The 15,814-nt window shown below is 37.2% G+C and carries 15 protein-coding genes; 3 read left to right on the top strand and 12 right to left on the bottom strand.

All coding sequences use genetic code 11. The annotated features are described in order from the left end of the window. The first annotated feature begins 57 nt into the window (after nt 1–57). Together BMX40_RS13635 and BMX40_RS13630 are read left to right on the top strand one after the other, a co-directional pair. Complete coding sequence (locus tag BMX40_RS13635) at nt 58–990, top strand: ABC transporter ATP-binding protein (protein ID WP_090870833.1); 933 nt, start codon at nt 58–60, stop codon at nt 988–990. Continuing rightward, nucleotides 983–2,224 (top strand): ABC transporter permease, encoded by a 1,242-nt coding sequence (locus BMX40_RS13630; protein WP_090870831.1) that lies wholly within the window; start codon nt 983–985, stop codon nt 2,222–2,224. The genes BMX40_RS13635 and BMX40_RS13630 overlap by 8 nt, the downstream gene beginning before the upstream one ends. 281 nt (nt 2,225–2,505) lie before the next feature. Here BMX40_RS13630 and BMX40_RS13625 read toward each other — a convergent pair whose 3' ends face one another. From BMX40_RS13625 to BMX40_RS13590, 8 genes are all read right to left on the bottom strand, one after another. Then, the gene (locus tag BMX40_RS13625) at nt 2,506–3,300 is read right to left on the bottom strand and encodes an RDD family protein (protein ID WP_090870829.1); all 795 of its coding nucleotides are present in this window, start codon (nt 3,298–3,300) and stop codon (nt 2,506–2,508) included. A 19-nt stretch (nt 3,301–3,319) separates the two neighbouring features. After that, complete coding sequence (locus BMX40_RS13620) at nt 3,320–4,294, bottom strand: stage II sporulation protein M (RefSeq protein WP_090870827.1); 975 nt, start codon at nt 4,292–4,294, stop codon at nt 3,320–3,322. A gap of 28 nt (nt 4,295–4,322) precedes the next feature. After that, nucleotides 4,323–5,681: a DUF58 domain-containing protein gene (locus BMX40_RS13615; RefSeq protein WP_090870825.1), complete on the bottom strand. Its 1,359-nt coding sequence runs from the start codon at nt 5,679–5,681 to the stop codon at nt 4,323–4,325. Continuing rightward, nucleotides 5,632–6,561 (bottom strand): AAA family ATPase, encoded by a 930-nt coding sequence (locus tag BMX40_RS13610; protein ID WP_090870823.1) that lies wholly within the window; start codon nt 6,559–6,561, stop codon nt 5,632–5,634. The genes BMX40_RS13615 and BMX40_RS13610 overlap by 50 nt, the downstream gene beginning before the upstream one ends. Continuing rightward, nucleotides 6,558–7,670: a DUF4350 domain-containing protein gene (locus BMX40_RS13605; RefSeq protein WP_244513557.1), complete on the bottom strand. Its 1,113-nt coding sequence runs from the start codon at nt 7,668–7,670 to the stop codon at nt 6,558–6,560. Before BMX40_RS13605 ends, BMX40_RS13610 begins: the two co-directional genes overlap by 4 nt. Before the next feature lie 15 nt (nt 7,671–7,685). Next, nucleotides 7,686–8,336, bottom strand: a complete 651-nt coding sequence (locus BMX40_RS13600; protein WP_090870819.1) for a DUF4129 domain-containing protein — start codon at nt 8,334–8,336, stop codon at nt 7,686–7,688. 33 nt (nt 8,337–8,369) lie between these two features. Next, on the bottom strand, nt 8,370–9,266 hold the full coding sequence (locus BMX40_RS13595; RefSeq protein ID WP_090870817.1) for a DUF7847 domain-containing protein: 897 nt from the start codon (nt 9,264–9,266) through the stop codon (nt 8,370–8,372). Between the two features lie 204 nt (nt 9,267–9,470). Further along, nucleotides 9,471–10,007 carry a ribonuclease FAU-1 family protein gene (locus BMX40_RS13590; protein WP_090870815.1) on the bottom strand — a complete coding sequence of 179 codons (537 nt, stop codon included), beginning with the start codon at nt 10,005–10,007 and terminating at the stop codon, nt 9,471–9,473. A gap of 394 nt (nt 10,008–10,401) precedes the next feature. Here BMX40_RS13590 and BMX40_RS13585 point away from each other — a divergent pair, with 394 nt between their 5' ends. After that, nucleotides 10,402–11,244: an N-acetylmuramoyl-L-alanine amidase family protein gene (locus BMX40_RS13585; protein WP_244513554.1), complete on the top strand. Its 843-nt coding sequence runs from the start codon at nt 10,402–10,404 to the stop codon at nt 11,242–11,244. Nucleotides 11,245–11,445: 201 nt separating this feature from the next. On the opposite strand, the gene BMX40_RS13580 is transcribed toward BMX40_RS13585, so the two are convergent. The 4 genes from BMX40_RS13580 to BMX40_RS13565 form a co-directional block, all read right to left on the bottom strand. Further along, the gene (locus BMX40_RS13580) at nt 11,446–11,988 is read right to left on the bottom strand and encodes a GNAT family N-acetyltransferase (protein WP_170840799.1); all 543 of its coding nucleotides are present in this window, start codon (nt 11,986–11,988) and stop codon (nt 11,446–11,448) included. 80 nt (nt 11,989–12,068) lie between these two features. After that, nucleotides 12,069–13,112, bottom strand: coding sequence for a ribonucleotide-diphosphate reductase subunit beta (locus BMX40_RS13575; RefSeq protein WP_090870813.1), 1,044 nt, complete (start codon nt 13,110–13,112; stop codon nt 12,069–12,071). After that, entirely contained in the window at nt 13,093–13,527 is a 435-nt protein-coding gene (locus BMX40_RS13570) for a flavodoxin (protein WP_244513553.1), read from the bottom strand. The genes BMX40_RS13575 and BMX40_RS13570 overlap by 20 nt, the downstream gene beginning before the upstream one ends. Beyond that, nucleotides 13,524–15,761, bottom strand: a complete 2,238-nt coding sequence (locus BMX40_RS13565) for a ribonucleoside-diphosphate reductase subunit alpha (protein WP_425287860.1) — start codon at nt 15,759–15,761, stop codon at nt 13,524–13,526. The genes BMX40_RS13570 and BMX40_RS13565 overlap by 4 nt, the downstream gene beginning before the upstream one ends. Nucleotides 15,762–15,814 lie beyond the last annotated feature (53 nt).

Here is a 15,814-nt window from a genome sequence, read left to right as displayed (position 1 = left end):
AAAGATAGATTTACATTTATTAAAAACAAAGATCAATAACGGAAAGGGTGAATACGGTTGGAGAAATTACTTACCGTAGAAGGACTTAATAAATCCTTTAAAGACAAACAAGCAATTCGAAATATCTCCTTTGATGTACGAAAAGGCGAAATCATGGCCATTTTAGGACCAAATGGAGCAGGTAAATCTACAACAATACGTAATATCATGGGAATTATGTACCCTGATGAAGGGTCAATCACCTTCCATAATAATAACGGCAAAGAAATCCCTCGACATAAAATTGGTTATTTACCGGAGGAACGTGGCCTTTATAAAAATGTTAAAGTTATGGATATTTTGCTTTATTTAGCAGATTTAAAAGATTACCCGCTTGATAAAGCAAAAGAACGGGCCAAACAATATCTTCAAAAATTTGATTTAGAAGGTACAGAAAATGTTGCCGTAGAAGAACTTTCAAAAGGAATGGGACAAAAAGTACAGTTTATTGGTTCGATTCTACATGAGCCAGAATTATTAATTTTAGATGAACCATTCTCAGGGCTTGATCCTGTTAGTCAAGAGTTATTTAAAGATGAAATTCGTCATTTAGCAGATAATGGAACAGCTATTTTGTTATCCTCGCACCAAATGAATTTAGTAGAAGAAATGTGTGATCGACTTTTTATGATTCAAAACGGGCAAAAAGTTATCTACGGAACACTGGACGATGTCAAAACGGAATATGCTAACTTTAAATGTACGATCCACGGGAATAATGATGCTGCTATGTTAGAAAAAATCTCTCAAGTACAGAGGGTAGAACAAAAAGATGATACATCCATTCTCTTTTTAGAAAAAGATATCCAACCAACAAAATGGATTAAAGAGTTGCCAGAAAATGTGGTCATTAATGAACTAAAATTAAACCGAATCTCGTTACACGAGATCTTCATTGATATTGCAACAAATAAGAATTTATTAAAGGAAGCGGGTGAAGAAAATGCGTAATTCGATGAAAGTAGCCAAATGGGAAATTAAGCGAAATTTAAAAAATAAGACCTTTGTCATTGGATTGTTTTTAACACCTGTTATTTTCCTTGTTTTCTTCTTAATAGGAAACCTGTTGGATGGCGACTCTGAGAATGAGACCGACTCAACAACCGTTTTTGTTCATGATCAAATTGAAGCATTTTCTAGCCTACAAGACACGGCAGACATGTATGAGTTAAATTGGGATCTTCATTTAACAGATTTAACCGAGGATGAAGTTCAAAATGAACTAGAAAATAATGAAGATACTGCTTATATCTTCTTAACCGAAAGCGTTTTGGACGATGGTATTGTACCTGTATATACGACGGATGAGATTGATCCATACTTTTCAATGCAAGTACAACAGCTTAGCGAGCCGCTTCAAGGAATGCGAATCGCACAGTTAGGTTTAACAGAAGAAGAGTTAGCTACCATATCACAAGGAGTTGTATTTGAGGATCAGACAAGTGTCGAAGAAGATGCAACGACCCGAGAGTCTGAAGAGGAAGTGGCAGCTGGAGACGAATTGGAGCGTATTGTTCCAGGGATCTTTGCAGGTGTTATACTATTTGCAATCGTTATTACTGGTATGATGATTTTCCAAAGTGCCTCCCTTGAAAAGAAAGATAAAATTGCTGAAATCATCTTGTCTTCTCTAACACCAGGAGAGTTAATGCAAGGAAAAATTATCGGCTATTTTGTACTTGGAATGATTCAGGTTGTCGTTTTATTACTGTTTGCTGTTCCATTAGCATTATGGCAGTTGGATATGCCAATTGTTGAATATCTACTTGTTCCTGAAACATTATTATTGGTTGGTATCGCTATCTTAGGTTACCTCCTTTTCTCCGCGATCTTCGTTGGGTTAGGAGCAACAATGGCTGATATGAGTACTTCAAGCAATTTCCAAGGAATGGTTATGATGCTACCATTTATCTCCTTCATTATTGCTGGACCAGTCATCGGTGATCCTAGTGGTATGATCGCTAAAGTTGGTACGTATATCCCATTCACTGCTCCAGGGGTTCTCATTATGCGACTAACAACCCTTGAGGAATGGCCATGGGTGGAAATAATTATTGCATTGGTTGTATTAATTATTAGTATCTGGTTGTTTATGAAACTGGCAGGTAAGATATTTAAAGTGGGAATCTTAATGTATGGAAAGAACGCCACACCAGGAGAAATATGGAAGTGGATCCGTTCTTAATGGATTAAATTTGGTTTAGTTTTCGTAATCGAAAAGCAATTTTATGAAGCTATACAAAAGAATACGAAGTAAGGGAGATCTGAATGATGATTCAAATTCCAATAAAAATTGAATCAATTCGGGTCTCTTTTTTTGTCCTGCTTAGACTGGTAGGCCGACACAAACGCGACGTCCTGTACGTGTTAGACTTCCACTATAATCCTACGAGGTAGATCCTCGTTCCATTCAACGACAACTAACGGGACGAGGATCCACTAAATAGAAAGATAACAACAGGTTGGTTATAACTCAAACTCCCACTCTTCCTTCATATGAAGATATAGGACAAGCAATACATCTTCTAGCTTTCTGTCTGTCAAAATACCATGAACTTCTATATTCACTTTTGGTAGTAGGATCTCTGCCATTTCTTTTGTTAATTTTCTTCTAGATACCTCATTTAATTCGATTAGATTAATGCTATATGTCCGAACTAAATTCCATTCCTTCTCACCAAGAGATCGGATAACTGTTTCTTCGATTGGATAACTATCTTTTGTAAGTCCCCTTTTTTCAATTTCCTTTTCTATAGGACTTTTCTTATTTGCTTTTGCTTTCCTTTCATGAACCACAATGGTACCAGCAGCCATATCACCCAATCGTTGATGCTTCGAATGAAAGAACACTAAAATAATACCTAGGAAATAACTTGTCGGTAGCATATCAATAATACGTAATAGGTTTCGAATAATAGCTGACAGTAAGGTCACACTATGGCCATTTTCTTGAATAACACGAATTCCGATGAGATGCTTACCAATTGTTTTCCCACCGAAAAAGTACTCACTTACAAAGAAATAACCCCAATAAAGTCCAAACACAATAATAATGGCTACAGCAACAAACACACCCGGTTCCAGCACTAGCATGAAGTCATTTGTTGTTGTAAACATTGCGATCAATACGATAATCACATTAACGATAGATAAAATAACCTGATCGATAATCATTGCTGAAGCCCTTGAACCAAGTCCAGCTAACTTAAACTGGAGGGAAACATATTCCGGTGTTTTAATATCAATTTGCTCCTGTACCATTAGGATCCCTCTTTTTCTCTTAATCTATTTTCACACGCCTATTTCGTTCTAATGACAACTTTCCATAAATGATATACACAATTAGTCCAATGACCGTAAGGAACGCTACCAAATACTTCATTTCTAACGATAATGATGATGGTGTAATAAAACCTTCGATTATACCAGCGATAATAAATAATGGTATGGTACCAAGAAATAGTTGTACGGATCTTTTTGCTTGTACTTTTAATTGATACCTACGTGAGTACAAGCCTGGCACAAATAATTTATGTCCCATTAATAAGCCAGCACCACCAGCAATAAATATAGCTACCAATTCGATCATACCGTGCGGAACAATATATGCCCAAAATTCATAACTCATTCCAGCATGCCAAAATACTGCAGCTAGTGCACCTATTAATATACCATTGTAAATGAGGAGATAAACGGTTAACAATCCAAAAGTTATCCCACTGGCAAATGCAAGTATTGCCACTTGTATATTATTTGTCATAATCTCCGCAGACATCAAGGAGGAATCGATCGAATCATGTCCAGCTCCCAGCCTTTCTGGATCGACACCATATGCCATATCACTAGAAATTATCGAATATAAATGAAGGGGGTCATTCATAACCGATAAAAAGCTCGCTAATCCACCAACAATAAAAAGCATCATTGCAACTACGACATATTTCCATTGTTCCAGTAGCAAACCGATGAACTTGGACCGAAAGAAATAGCGTACTTGTTGAAAACTAGTCATTTGATCCTTATACAGGATATTATGCGATTTGGAAACGAGGCCATTTAAATAAGCTGTTACGTCATCTGTTGGAAAATAGGTTTGACTGTAGGAAAGATGTTGAGCTGCTTTTTGATAAAGCTGATGAAACGAATCAATATCCTGGCCGCTAACCTTTTTTCTTTTCTTATGAAGCATTGTGATATATGCTTCTAGTCGCTTCCAATCCTCGCGGTGCTGCTTAACAAATTGCTTTAAATTCATTATTCCACCTACTTCTTTCCATATCCTTCTAAATGAGTCCTTGATTCATGACACGGATATAATAAGAAACCGCCTCTACTGCAAGCTTTTCTTCCTTTGCTTCAATCATAACTAATCCTTGAGATTCCCATTTTGCCTTTTCTCTTTTTTTGAATAGGACTTGCTGTTGCGCCATACTTTTCGTCATGGCCCTGTGAACATCAGCTGGTAACTGTTGGGCTTCGGATAATAAAGCTTCATCCTCTACTCCAATCATGAAAAATAAATGTCGCCTTCGAATTCGTTTCAAATATAGCAGTGTTGTTTCATCGTGTAAAAAAGTATGAATATCACTAAATAATAAAATAAGACTACGTTTCTTTTGAACCATTTGTAGATAGTTCATTACCGCTGCATAATTGGATTCACTTGCATCCACTTTCACATTATAGATAGCCTGTAATATTTTTTGTAACTGATCCATTCCTTTAGCAGGCGGAACATATACATCGATCCCCTTAGAAAACACAATCACTCCGACATAATCCCCATTTTTTAATGCAGCTGCAACAACCGTTAAGGATGCTTCCATCGCCTTTTCTAAGCGATTCCCTATTTTTAATTCGACACCCATCATCCTGCCACAATCTATTAATATCGTAATATACTTGCCATGCTCTGGTTCATATTCATTTGTCATAACTTCTTGTAGCTTCGCCGTTTGTCGCCAATTAATTTTACGTGGATCATCACCAATAACATAGTTGCGAATTCTAGTAAATTCACCCGTGCCCTTTTTTTGCTTCCGAATTTTATCACCATCGTACATTAAATAACGCTGTGCATCCTCCAAATATCGCTTTGTTTCGGATAAATCTGGAATCACTTTTACGGCATTTTTTTGCTCTACCACGATTTGTTTTTCCCATAGCCCCATTAAACTAGAAAACCTAACATATATTTTATTGACAGGATAGTCTCCTCGTACCGACGCTCTCGTTTTATAGCTAATACTACTGCGCGTTTTACTATTTATCTCCCCTTCTATGGGAAACTGACTTTGAAATGACTGTGGAATCCCATCAACAAGTCGGTACTTACATGAATAAAGAGCGTTATTTTCAAAATGGATCGTAACTTGATAACATTTACCTCGCTCCATCTCATTTGGCATGTGACGTGTAATGCTAATATATTTCTTCCTTGGTGAACGAAGTAAGTCCATTAAACTAGTTAAAATAAATAAAACGTTACCTATAAACACCGTTTGCCAAGACACTCCGAAAAATGCTAAACCAACTAAACAAATTGAACCAATTAAATAGATTAATAGAAACTTTTTTGTTGGTAAAATACCTTTATCTTGGAACAGGAATCGCGCCAATAAGTTCTTGAATAACTTGGTCAAGACTCACTCCCTCCAATTCCATATGTGGAGCTAACTGTATCCGGTGGCGTAGGGCCGGCTTCGCAACCATTTTTACATCGTCTGGAGTTACATAATTCCGCTCTGCTAGATATGCCCAGGCCTTTGCAGCTTTACCAATTGAAATTGCAGCCCTAGTGCTAGCACCGAATCGAATTGACTCAGATTCTCTCGTTTTCCTTACAAGCTTCATTACATAATCTAAAATATCATCGCTTAGCGTTATATCATTGATAGCCAACTGAATTTCTTGAAACGTCTTCATGTCGAGAACAGCACTGTCTAATGCGTCTTCATCATGGCTTTTCATTACATTCCGCAACACATTTGTCTCATCTTCCAAGGAAGGAAAATCAATGTGTAGCTTGAATAAAAATCGATCCTGCTGAGCTTCTGGCAGTGGATAAGTACCTTCAAATTCTATTGGATTTTGTGTTGCAACAACAAAAAACACTTCTGGCAATTGATATGTTTCTCCCTGGATTGTTACTTGCTTTTCCTCCATAGCTTCGAGCAATGCTGCCTGCGTTTTAGCAGGAGTGCGGTTAATTTCATCTGCTAGCAATATGTTTGAAAAAATGGGCCCTTTTATGGTTTCAAACGTATTTTCCTTTAAGTTAAATATTGCACTTCCTGTAATATCACTAGGAAGTAAATCAGGAGTAAACTGAATACGATTAAAGTTGCCACCCAATAGATTTGATAATGTACGAACCATTTGCGTTTTACCAGTACCCGGAACACCCTCTAAAAGAACATGCCCTCCTGCTAGAATGGCAGATAGCATAAGTCTCAAATTCGTCGTTTGACCAAGTATCCGTTTCTCATATGTAGTTATTAAGGACGATAACTGGTGATTCATCCTTCCTCCACCTCTCTCCGTAGTTGATCTAATTTTTTGGAACAATGTACGTATTCTTGTTTAGTTATTGATTCGCTACCTAAAAGCTTTGTTATACTATTAATATCTTTTTCTGACACATGAACGCTTTTTTGTTTTAACAAATCCGTAACTTCTGTCCAATCTTTCCTGTATGGGATTGCCCATTTTTCTTGTAATAGAACCTTTACGTAATCCGCTTGAATTGCGAAAGAATCTCTATAATTACTTCCACGCTTATACCATGCTGCCAATGCTCGAATACGTTCATTCCCAAAACGAACGACGCTTTCTCTTGGTGTGATAATCGGACCAAAACGCTTTCCTTGATACCATAGCCAAAACGTTGTTAATAAGAGTGCTTGTAGTCCTATAACCAATAGCCATTTCGGATAAAGCGTTGTAATGGTAGGTGCATGACCAGTACCATGAATATACTCATCAAACAAAATGGTATTCCAATCTCCTTGGACTAGATTGAAAAATAACTGTAAATGGTCCTCATCCAAGATAAATTCATTTGTTAGCCAATTTGGCGCATTAGCTACAATTAAACTTCCTTCTCCAATCGATTTCCTTAATGCTATGATACCTTCACTATCCTTTAATAAAACCGCATCATCTGGTTCCTCTCTTATTCGAACGGAAGAATTAAGTGTAGCATCATATTCATTTCCATTACTGTCTCGGATAACTGATCCACCATCAGCTTCCTTCATGATAGGATCTGTTTTCATTCCAAACATCCCATCTGGATTATAAGTCAACAGCAAGACGGTATTTCCAGCTTCCATAAAAGAAGTATACGCATCCATTTCATCTCGTTCTGGTACAAAAAACGGCTCTACCATCACGAGCAATTGTCCTTCATTTTGTTTCGCTAAGAGGTTCGGTGGATGAGACCATCTGTCCAGTGAATCTGCTTTTTCCTCCAAATATGTATATAACGCTTTAGTACCAGTTGGTGAAGGGGAGTTTGAAACATAGCTAGGATATTCCTCCGGCTGCTTAGATACAAGGAAATAACTAAGGAGCATGAATATGAGCAGCAAAAGAATTAGCCAAACTACTGTCTTTTTGCTTGTTATCATTTTCGACAATTGTTTCTATCCCTCCTTTTGGACACAATCCGTACTTTGCCCCTGTATCCATTGGTCTACTTCTTTTCGATATCCAACATACTCTGATTCTCCAATAGGTCGTTTACCATAGACGACTTCGTCAAACAAATGGGCATGCTGGAAAAATACTTCTGCACGGTTTTTGTCTTTTCTTTGTAGTTCATCAAAATACTCCCAATTTGTTTTCCATGGTTTGGCAACAAGCCATTTTCCTTCATGAAAATTTAGAAGTAATGCAAGGAACATATGACGTAAAGCAAGCGTATAGTTCTTTGCTTCCTCTTGTTTTCGCGCTTCCAAAAGATGACGTTCCACAGACCAATCCATTTGATTCATTACTTTTAACGGTTGATGATCCCGTAAAGCTCTTTTTCGCCTAATAGAACGGATTGAAAGTAGGAGAACCATTCCGACCAAAACAAGAACAACGATAACAATCATAAAAAGAACAAAGCTTGCAAATCCATTCGCAGGATTTAATGATGAGAACCAATTAGAAAATAGATCACCAATCCAAGAAGTAACGTTATCCCAGAGTATTTCTAAAAAATTTCTATTATCCTCATAATAAACTCGGTATTCTTGATCACTTAAAATTTCTTCTAGCTCTTCTCTAGCCTTTTCTACACGATCCATTATCCACCACCTAACAATAAAGGCATTTCTTTCCTATTGATGTTTATAATCATCAATTAATTCCTGTAAATCTTCTCCGTCTTCTCTAAACTTCAAATCAAAGTAAATAACCGCATAAGCTACAGCAAAAATCATCGAAGTTAGGATAGACACTACGTTCACAATAATGGTAAATAATACACTGTTTCCAAGGATAAATGTAAATACTCCTTCAATCGCAACTCCAATTACAGCTGTAATCAATCCAATAACGATATATAGTCCAAATACCTTCCATGTGTTTTCACGAGTTAATCGCCAACTTCTTGCTAATCCTGGCATATCCTCTTCTAAAACAGTTGCAGCCAGATAAAAACTCCACCTTGTTAGGAGTAGTGCCAAAACAAGACCGATGCCTAAAAAGAATACAGCTCCAAAAATAAAACCTAAAACAGGATGGATTAATCCAACAATAAAGCCTGGAATCGTAATAATCATAAACAAGCCAAAAATTAAACTAAATACGATGACTCCAAATAAAAGGCTACTTCCAAAGATGGGCCAAAATTTCGAAAAGGCTTTTTTAATAACCTGACTTGGCGTAAAATCTTTTTTATATTTTAGTAAGTTTAAAGAAATCAAAACAGCAGCATAGGCTACTGGCGCCAAGACTAACATAGCTAGCCCAAGAAAAACATCTTGGCCAACTGTCGAATTATACAGTGTCTCATCATAACCAGATATGACTTGTTCAAACAAATTGCTCCCAGTTCCCATATGCCGAAAGAAGCTGGTTCCTGACATAAATAATAGTAATGCTTCCAATAAATATAATGGACCGATAATGATAAGAAAAATTAAAAATAATTTAGAGAAATGATGTTTACACAGGCGAAAGGTGTGATCCAGTATTTCACCAAACCCCTTCGACCGATTAAATTGTTCATCCACAATTAGTCCCCCTATTATGTAAGATTCATATAATGTTTATTTTATCATTATTCCGATTATTATTGCGAAAACATTTTTCGGTGAAGAATTAACTAAGTTTCTACTACCATATCTAAGCGTGTTGTTTATTAGCAAATGACTTCCTCATTCAGTAATACGAATTTTGTTATATTAACGTTTCAAAAATAGCTAGAACATCCTGCCTTACATCTGCAGTAACTCCATACGATGCTTCTTCGTTAATTCTAGTAATGCAAAGTTTCCTTCTTTTATTATTTTCATCAAAGATCTAGCTTCTCTCCAAGCCAACTGGTATAGCCTATCATTAATTACTCCTTTCTTATAGGCTTCCTCCAGCTCCTCTTCATCTAGCAAAATTACTTCTCCAGTTGGCAACACGACAATATCCAAATACAAATCATCGAACCAAAGTCGATCGTCTTCTATGCCACTTTCTCTTATGATATCAATGTACCACTGAACAATTTCTCCTTCTTCATCAAATGCTGTTGTTATGGAATAATATTTTTCTTCAGGAAAATGCTGTAGCCAACTATATCCATTGTCGACAATACAAACATTTTTCTTCCCGTAGCAAAACGTTAATGGATGTGTAACACTGTGCATTGTTAATAGACTAACATACCCTTTATACGCTTTCGTATCCATGTGAGTTTGAACGTAATCCCGTTGTATAATTCGACTCCAATCTTTGTGATCTGTATATTTACGCTTGAGCATCGATTAAACAGCTCCTCTACTTTTGTAGGAAAAACGGCACAATTCGTCGTAATTCTAATAAGTTTTTTTACCTATTCGACAATCCTCCTTTCTTTCCCTGCAAAAATTTCCTTTTTAAACGGTGTTTAAAAATAGTTGATTAAGGACAATCTTAAGTATTGGTACTGTTTTTTAAACTTTAAAGTAAATCTTCAATCAGTGGGGTTTTCTTCATCCACCACTGATTGTTGGATGAACAAACATACATTTACTCGCAGCTTCCACCCCACTTAACCTCGTAGGTTTGAAGTGGAGGTCTTCCAACGCACAGAACGTGCTAGTGCCGACAATGCGACAGGACGTCGCATTTATGTCGGCCTGCCAGTTATATGCGGGATAAAGTAAGGAGATAAACATGAAAGTCTTACAGAGGATTGCAGCCTTATTTATTTTTTTTCTTATGATTTATTTGTTAACCCTTTCTACCTATGCCAAGAACGAAGAAACGTATGAGGTGATTGCCAACACACTAAATGTGAGAGTTACCCCATCTACTAATGGCGAAATAGTCGGTGCACTACATAAAGGAGAAAAAATCAACGTAATCGATGAAGCGTCCGGTTGGTTCCTAACCGAGTTCAATGGGGGTTTTGCATGGGTTTCTGCAGCGTATTTAGTCCCACAGGAATTGCAGCAAAGTGAGGTAACCGATAAGGTTTTAAAGGGTTTCACTATTGTCATTGATCCTGGACACGGAGGAAAAGATCCCGGTGCAATTGGCCAGAATGGTGTGAGAGAGAAAGATTTAATCATGTCAACAGCAAATAAGCTAGCAGAACAATTGCGATTAACTGGAGCCAAGGTGATTCTAACAAGATCAGAAGATTATTTTGTTTCTTTAAACAAACGAATTCATATTAGTAACACAAGTAATGCAGACGCATTTGTTAGTATTCATTTTAACTCTTTTTCCATGGATACTGTAGGAGGATTTAACACCTATTTTCACTCCTATGGGGATGATTTAAAATTAGCTCAAGAAATACATTCAGCGCTGGACACGGAAATTACGCTTAGAAACCGCGGTATGATTCAAGATGATTACCGAGTTTTACGAAAAAACAACATTCCTGCTGTTTTAGTTGAATTAGGCTTTATTACAAACACCAATGAACTACAAGTACTTCAAACAGACGACTTTCAAAGTAGTGTTGCAAAAGCAATTAAAAATGGTGTACAGAACTATTTATTACAATAATTGGGTTGGAAGAGAATCTCGCGAAATCACAGACTTCAATTCCAAATTGTTTTAATTATTTCGTTCGGGTAATTAGTAGAAGGAGGAGCTACTTCAGCTTTGAAATAGCTCCTCCTTCTGTTATATGTCTTTAGTTCTTGACATTGTTTGTCATTGGACTGCCTAAATGTAATGTTTTTACATATCCGATACATTCATGTACTATTGTTCTTTTATACTATCCTTTTCTTTTCCAGTGTAGTGAGCAAATGCCTGAACTGGATATAAAGAAGGTATTTCACTTTTTAAGCTATCTTTGAGTTCTTGGCTCCCCTCCATATATACATGAAGGTAAGAATCGATTTTATGAAAATTATTTTTCTCGTACCAATTGTTGACCCACTCGTCATTGCGAGTCCATGCTTCCAGACGGTTTAACCCCTTCCGTTTGGCAACTTCCTCTGCAGCGAATAATAACTCACTACCAATCCCTTGTCTCCCATAGTCTGGATGAACAGCGATATGCCAAATCATTCCGCCTAGTCCAACACCTTGTGAGCAAACAGTACGTTCTTCTTGTTCATATTCAATATCTATTAAACCAACAACCATCCCATCCTCAATGGTCACTAGTTCGATCGAAGGATTTTCATAGGTCTCTTTTTGGGTAAGAACATTATCATAATAAGCTGTATCGAGAAATGATAGAACCCGACATCGCAGCCATCCTTTTTCATCTGTAGATTGATATTCCCTAATTCTCATCCAACTCCCCCCTTTATCAGCATTTTAGCATATAAGGCGGAAGCTTAACGGGTAATTTTCAGAAAAGTATATTTTTATTGCTACAAATCATCAAAGCCATTTAAATCACTTGTCTTCGTATATTGACGTGACTTCTGCTCAAAGAAATCTGTTTTTGTTCCATCAAAATTATCGACATAGGCCCGTATCCACTTCATTGGATTATCAACATGCTCTGGATACAATTCACTTAGTCCCATCATTCGTAGCATTTTATTGGCTCGATACTTGATATAACCTTCCATTTCCTCTAAATCAATACCTTCCACTTCATCTAAGGCATACGTTGACCATTTCATTTCCAATTCAACAGACGTCTCAAAGTGAGTATACACCCAATCGGTAAATTCACTCGTATTATATTCAGGGTTTTCTGCGAGCGTTGCTCGAAATAACTCTGCTATAAATCGCCCATGCTCAAGCTCATCACGATTGATATAACTAATCATTGTTGATGTACCAACCATTTTATTATGACGAGCTAAATGATAGAAAAATGCGAATCCTGAATAGAAGAACATTCCTTCTAGCAAGGATGTATACACCATCGTCTTTAAGATATTTTCCATGCTAGGCTCCTCGACAAATGCATTATACTGTTCTACTAGATTCTTATTTCTTTCTAGTAAAACAGAATCTTGTCTGCCAAGCTGAAAGGTTTTATTTTGTTGATCAAGGGACACAACAGACGACAACACATAGGAATAACTTTCATTGTGCACAGCCTCTTGCTGGGCGATCACGGCCATTATCGACTGAACCGATGGATCTGTCGCATATAATGACAAAAGTAAAGCTGTTCTTGTTTGCGGTGCATCCAATGTGGATAATAAACCGATAATTTTCAAATAAGCGTCTTGCTCCTCCCTTGTTAACTGAGAAAATTGTTTAATATCACTAGACATATTAATTTCATCAGCTTGCCAATAATTTCCGATAAGTCGCTTATACATTTTGTACCAATGAGGATAAGCAATATCATTCCAGTTTAGAATGCCACTTGATTTTCCACCAAACAGTCCTGTTGATTTATTTGGATATAATGGCTCTAACGTTTTCGCTTTGCTAAGCAAGGATTCCGACATGTTGTATAACTCCTTCCACCCATTGTTCTATGATTGTTTCCTGAGATCCTCTTGGAGATTGCTCCAATTTTAAGCCTTCCCATCTGCTTTGATAGAAGGACACTAATTTATCAACTGCCTTACAGAATAGATCGTCTCCGCCAAATTGTGTATCTCCTGTCCCAAACAGAGCAACATGATCTGGCTTATAGCCAATTTCAAGTACGAAATCTTTTACTTCATCAGGGGTACTTCCCATATCCCATGTAAAAGTACCAATAAAAATAACATCATAAGCTTTTGCATCAATCGGTGGGTCAATTCCAATACGATGCATGTCAACATGGAAATACGCTGACTCGAGTTGAAGCATGATTAATTCAGCCGCTTCTTTTGTGTTCCCACTATAAGATAGATACGCAACTAAAGCCCTCAACTTGCACACCACTCACATTCTTCAATATCACTAGAAGTAGAACGAACATAATAGGTTGTTTTTAACCCTTCCTTCCAAGCCTGCAGATGAAGATCTAATAAAACGGATGCACGGATGGTATTTGGGACATAAAAATTAAACGATATGCTTTGGTCAATATGTTTTTGTCTGGCGGCATTTTGTCGGATCGACCACCGTTGATCTACAATGTAGGCAGATCGGCGGTAAATATCATAGGTTTGATGATTTAAATCCGGCGGTGTTGTAGGGATTTTAAAATCCTTTTTCTCCTCGTTATAAAATACGTTAAATATCGGATCTATACTTGCCGTAGATCCCGCTATCATCGCTGTTGTTGAGTTAGGTGCTACTGCCATTAAATAACCATTTCGAATTCCATGCTCCTGAACATCTTGTTGAAGTTGTAGCCACTTCTGGTCGGTATAACCCTTTTCGTTAAAGTATGCACCTGTACTCCATTTACTTCCCTCGAATACAGGATAACTCCCTTTTTCCTTACTTATTTCCATGCTACTTTTTATTGTTAAATAAGCAATTTTTTCATACAAATCATCGGCAAAGTTAACCGCTTCTTTGGATTCCCATTTGATATTTTTCACTGCTAATAGATGGTGCCATCCGAATGTTCCAAGACCAATTGCTCGGTATTTCTGATTCGTTAACTGGGTTTGTTTGATTGGCAACGTATTAATATCAATAACATTATCAAGCATTCGAACCTGAATCTTGATTAGACGTTCAAGAACTTGTTCTGGAACAGCTTTCCCTAGATTAATAGAGCTTAAATTGCATACGACATAATCACCAGCTTTATACTTCTGAACAATCGTATTTTCATTCTCCACATACTCCTCAAGAAATTCTGTTGGAGATTGATTTTGTGTGATTTCCGTACATAAATTCGAGCAGTAAATCATGCCACTCTGTGGATTACTATTCCTGCGATTTACTTCATCGCGATAAAACATAAATGGTGTGCCTGACTCTAACTGCGATTTCATAATTCGCTTCATGATTTCAATAGCAGGGACTTTCTTTTTGGTTAATAATTCTGAAGCAATACATTCCTCATATTTCGTTCGCCATTGGCCACGACCATTTGCTTCATCATAAAAGTCTTCTAGCGAATACCCCATAACTTGGCGAACTTCATGTGGATCAAATAAATACCAATCTCCACGGTTCTCTACTTGCTCCATGAAATAATCTGGTAGACATACTCCAGTGAAAATGTCATGGGCACGCATTCGCTCATCTCCATTATTTAGCTTCAAGTCAAGGAAAGACTCAATATCCACATGCCAAACATCTAGGTAGATCGCAATAGCACCTTTTCTTGTACCGAGCTGATCAACGTTAACTGCGGTATTATTTAACTGTTTTATCCACGGAACCACACCACTTGACATTCCTTTAAACCCTTTAATAGAGCTCCCTCTGCCCCTAATTTTCCCCATGTAAACACCAATGCCACCGCCATTTTTCGAAAGCTTCGCGATATCGGTATTACTGTCATAAATGGATTGCAGGCTATCATCTACCGTGTCGATAAAACAACTAGATAATTGACCATGCGTTTTTCCTGCATTCGTTAAGGTTGGCGTTGCTACCGTCATATACAGATTACTTAACGCCCAGTAGGCTTCTTGAGCCAATTCCACTCTCTTGTCAGGGGCTTCATTCTGCATAAGGTGCATGGCAATCACCATCCAACGCTCCTGTGGTAATTCATACGTATTTTTGTTGTGATCAGTAGCTAAGTACCTGGTAGTTAAGGTATATAAGCCTAAGTAATTAAATAGTAGATCTCTACTCGGCTCAATAATTTTTTCTAATTGTTGAATCTCTTGTTTTGTGTATTTATGTAATAATGCCTCCGTATATATTCCTTCCTCTGTTAGCTTCTTTATTAATTGATAAAAGCTTCCATACTTATCCTTCTGTTCATAATTCCGGTTCGTAGCTGCTCTCTTATATAGCTGTTGCAAATAGAGACGACTAGCAAGATAGGTCCAATCTGGATTCGCTTCATCTATATTCTCTAATGCATGTTTGATTAATAGATCTATTGTCTTATCCATTGATGCTTCTGGTTTAATTCCCCGAAAAACCCTTTCTTTATATGCCGTAATGTCTAATGATAGCCCCTTTGACGTCTCACGAATTAATTGGTCTAGCTCATTCTCCATTGATGAAATTTGTGTTGTCATCATATAACCTCCTCTTTTTTGCATATAAAAAGCCGTCCACTCTACTTAGAGGAACG

It is taken from the genome of Oceanobacillus limi (genome assembly GCF_900111445.1).
Classification (GTDB): Bacteria; Bacillota; Bacilli; order Bacillales; family Amphibacillaceae; genus Ornithinibacillus; species Ornithinibacillus limi.
This window is presented reverse-complemented; position numbering and strand designations above follow the sequence as displayed.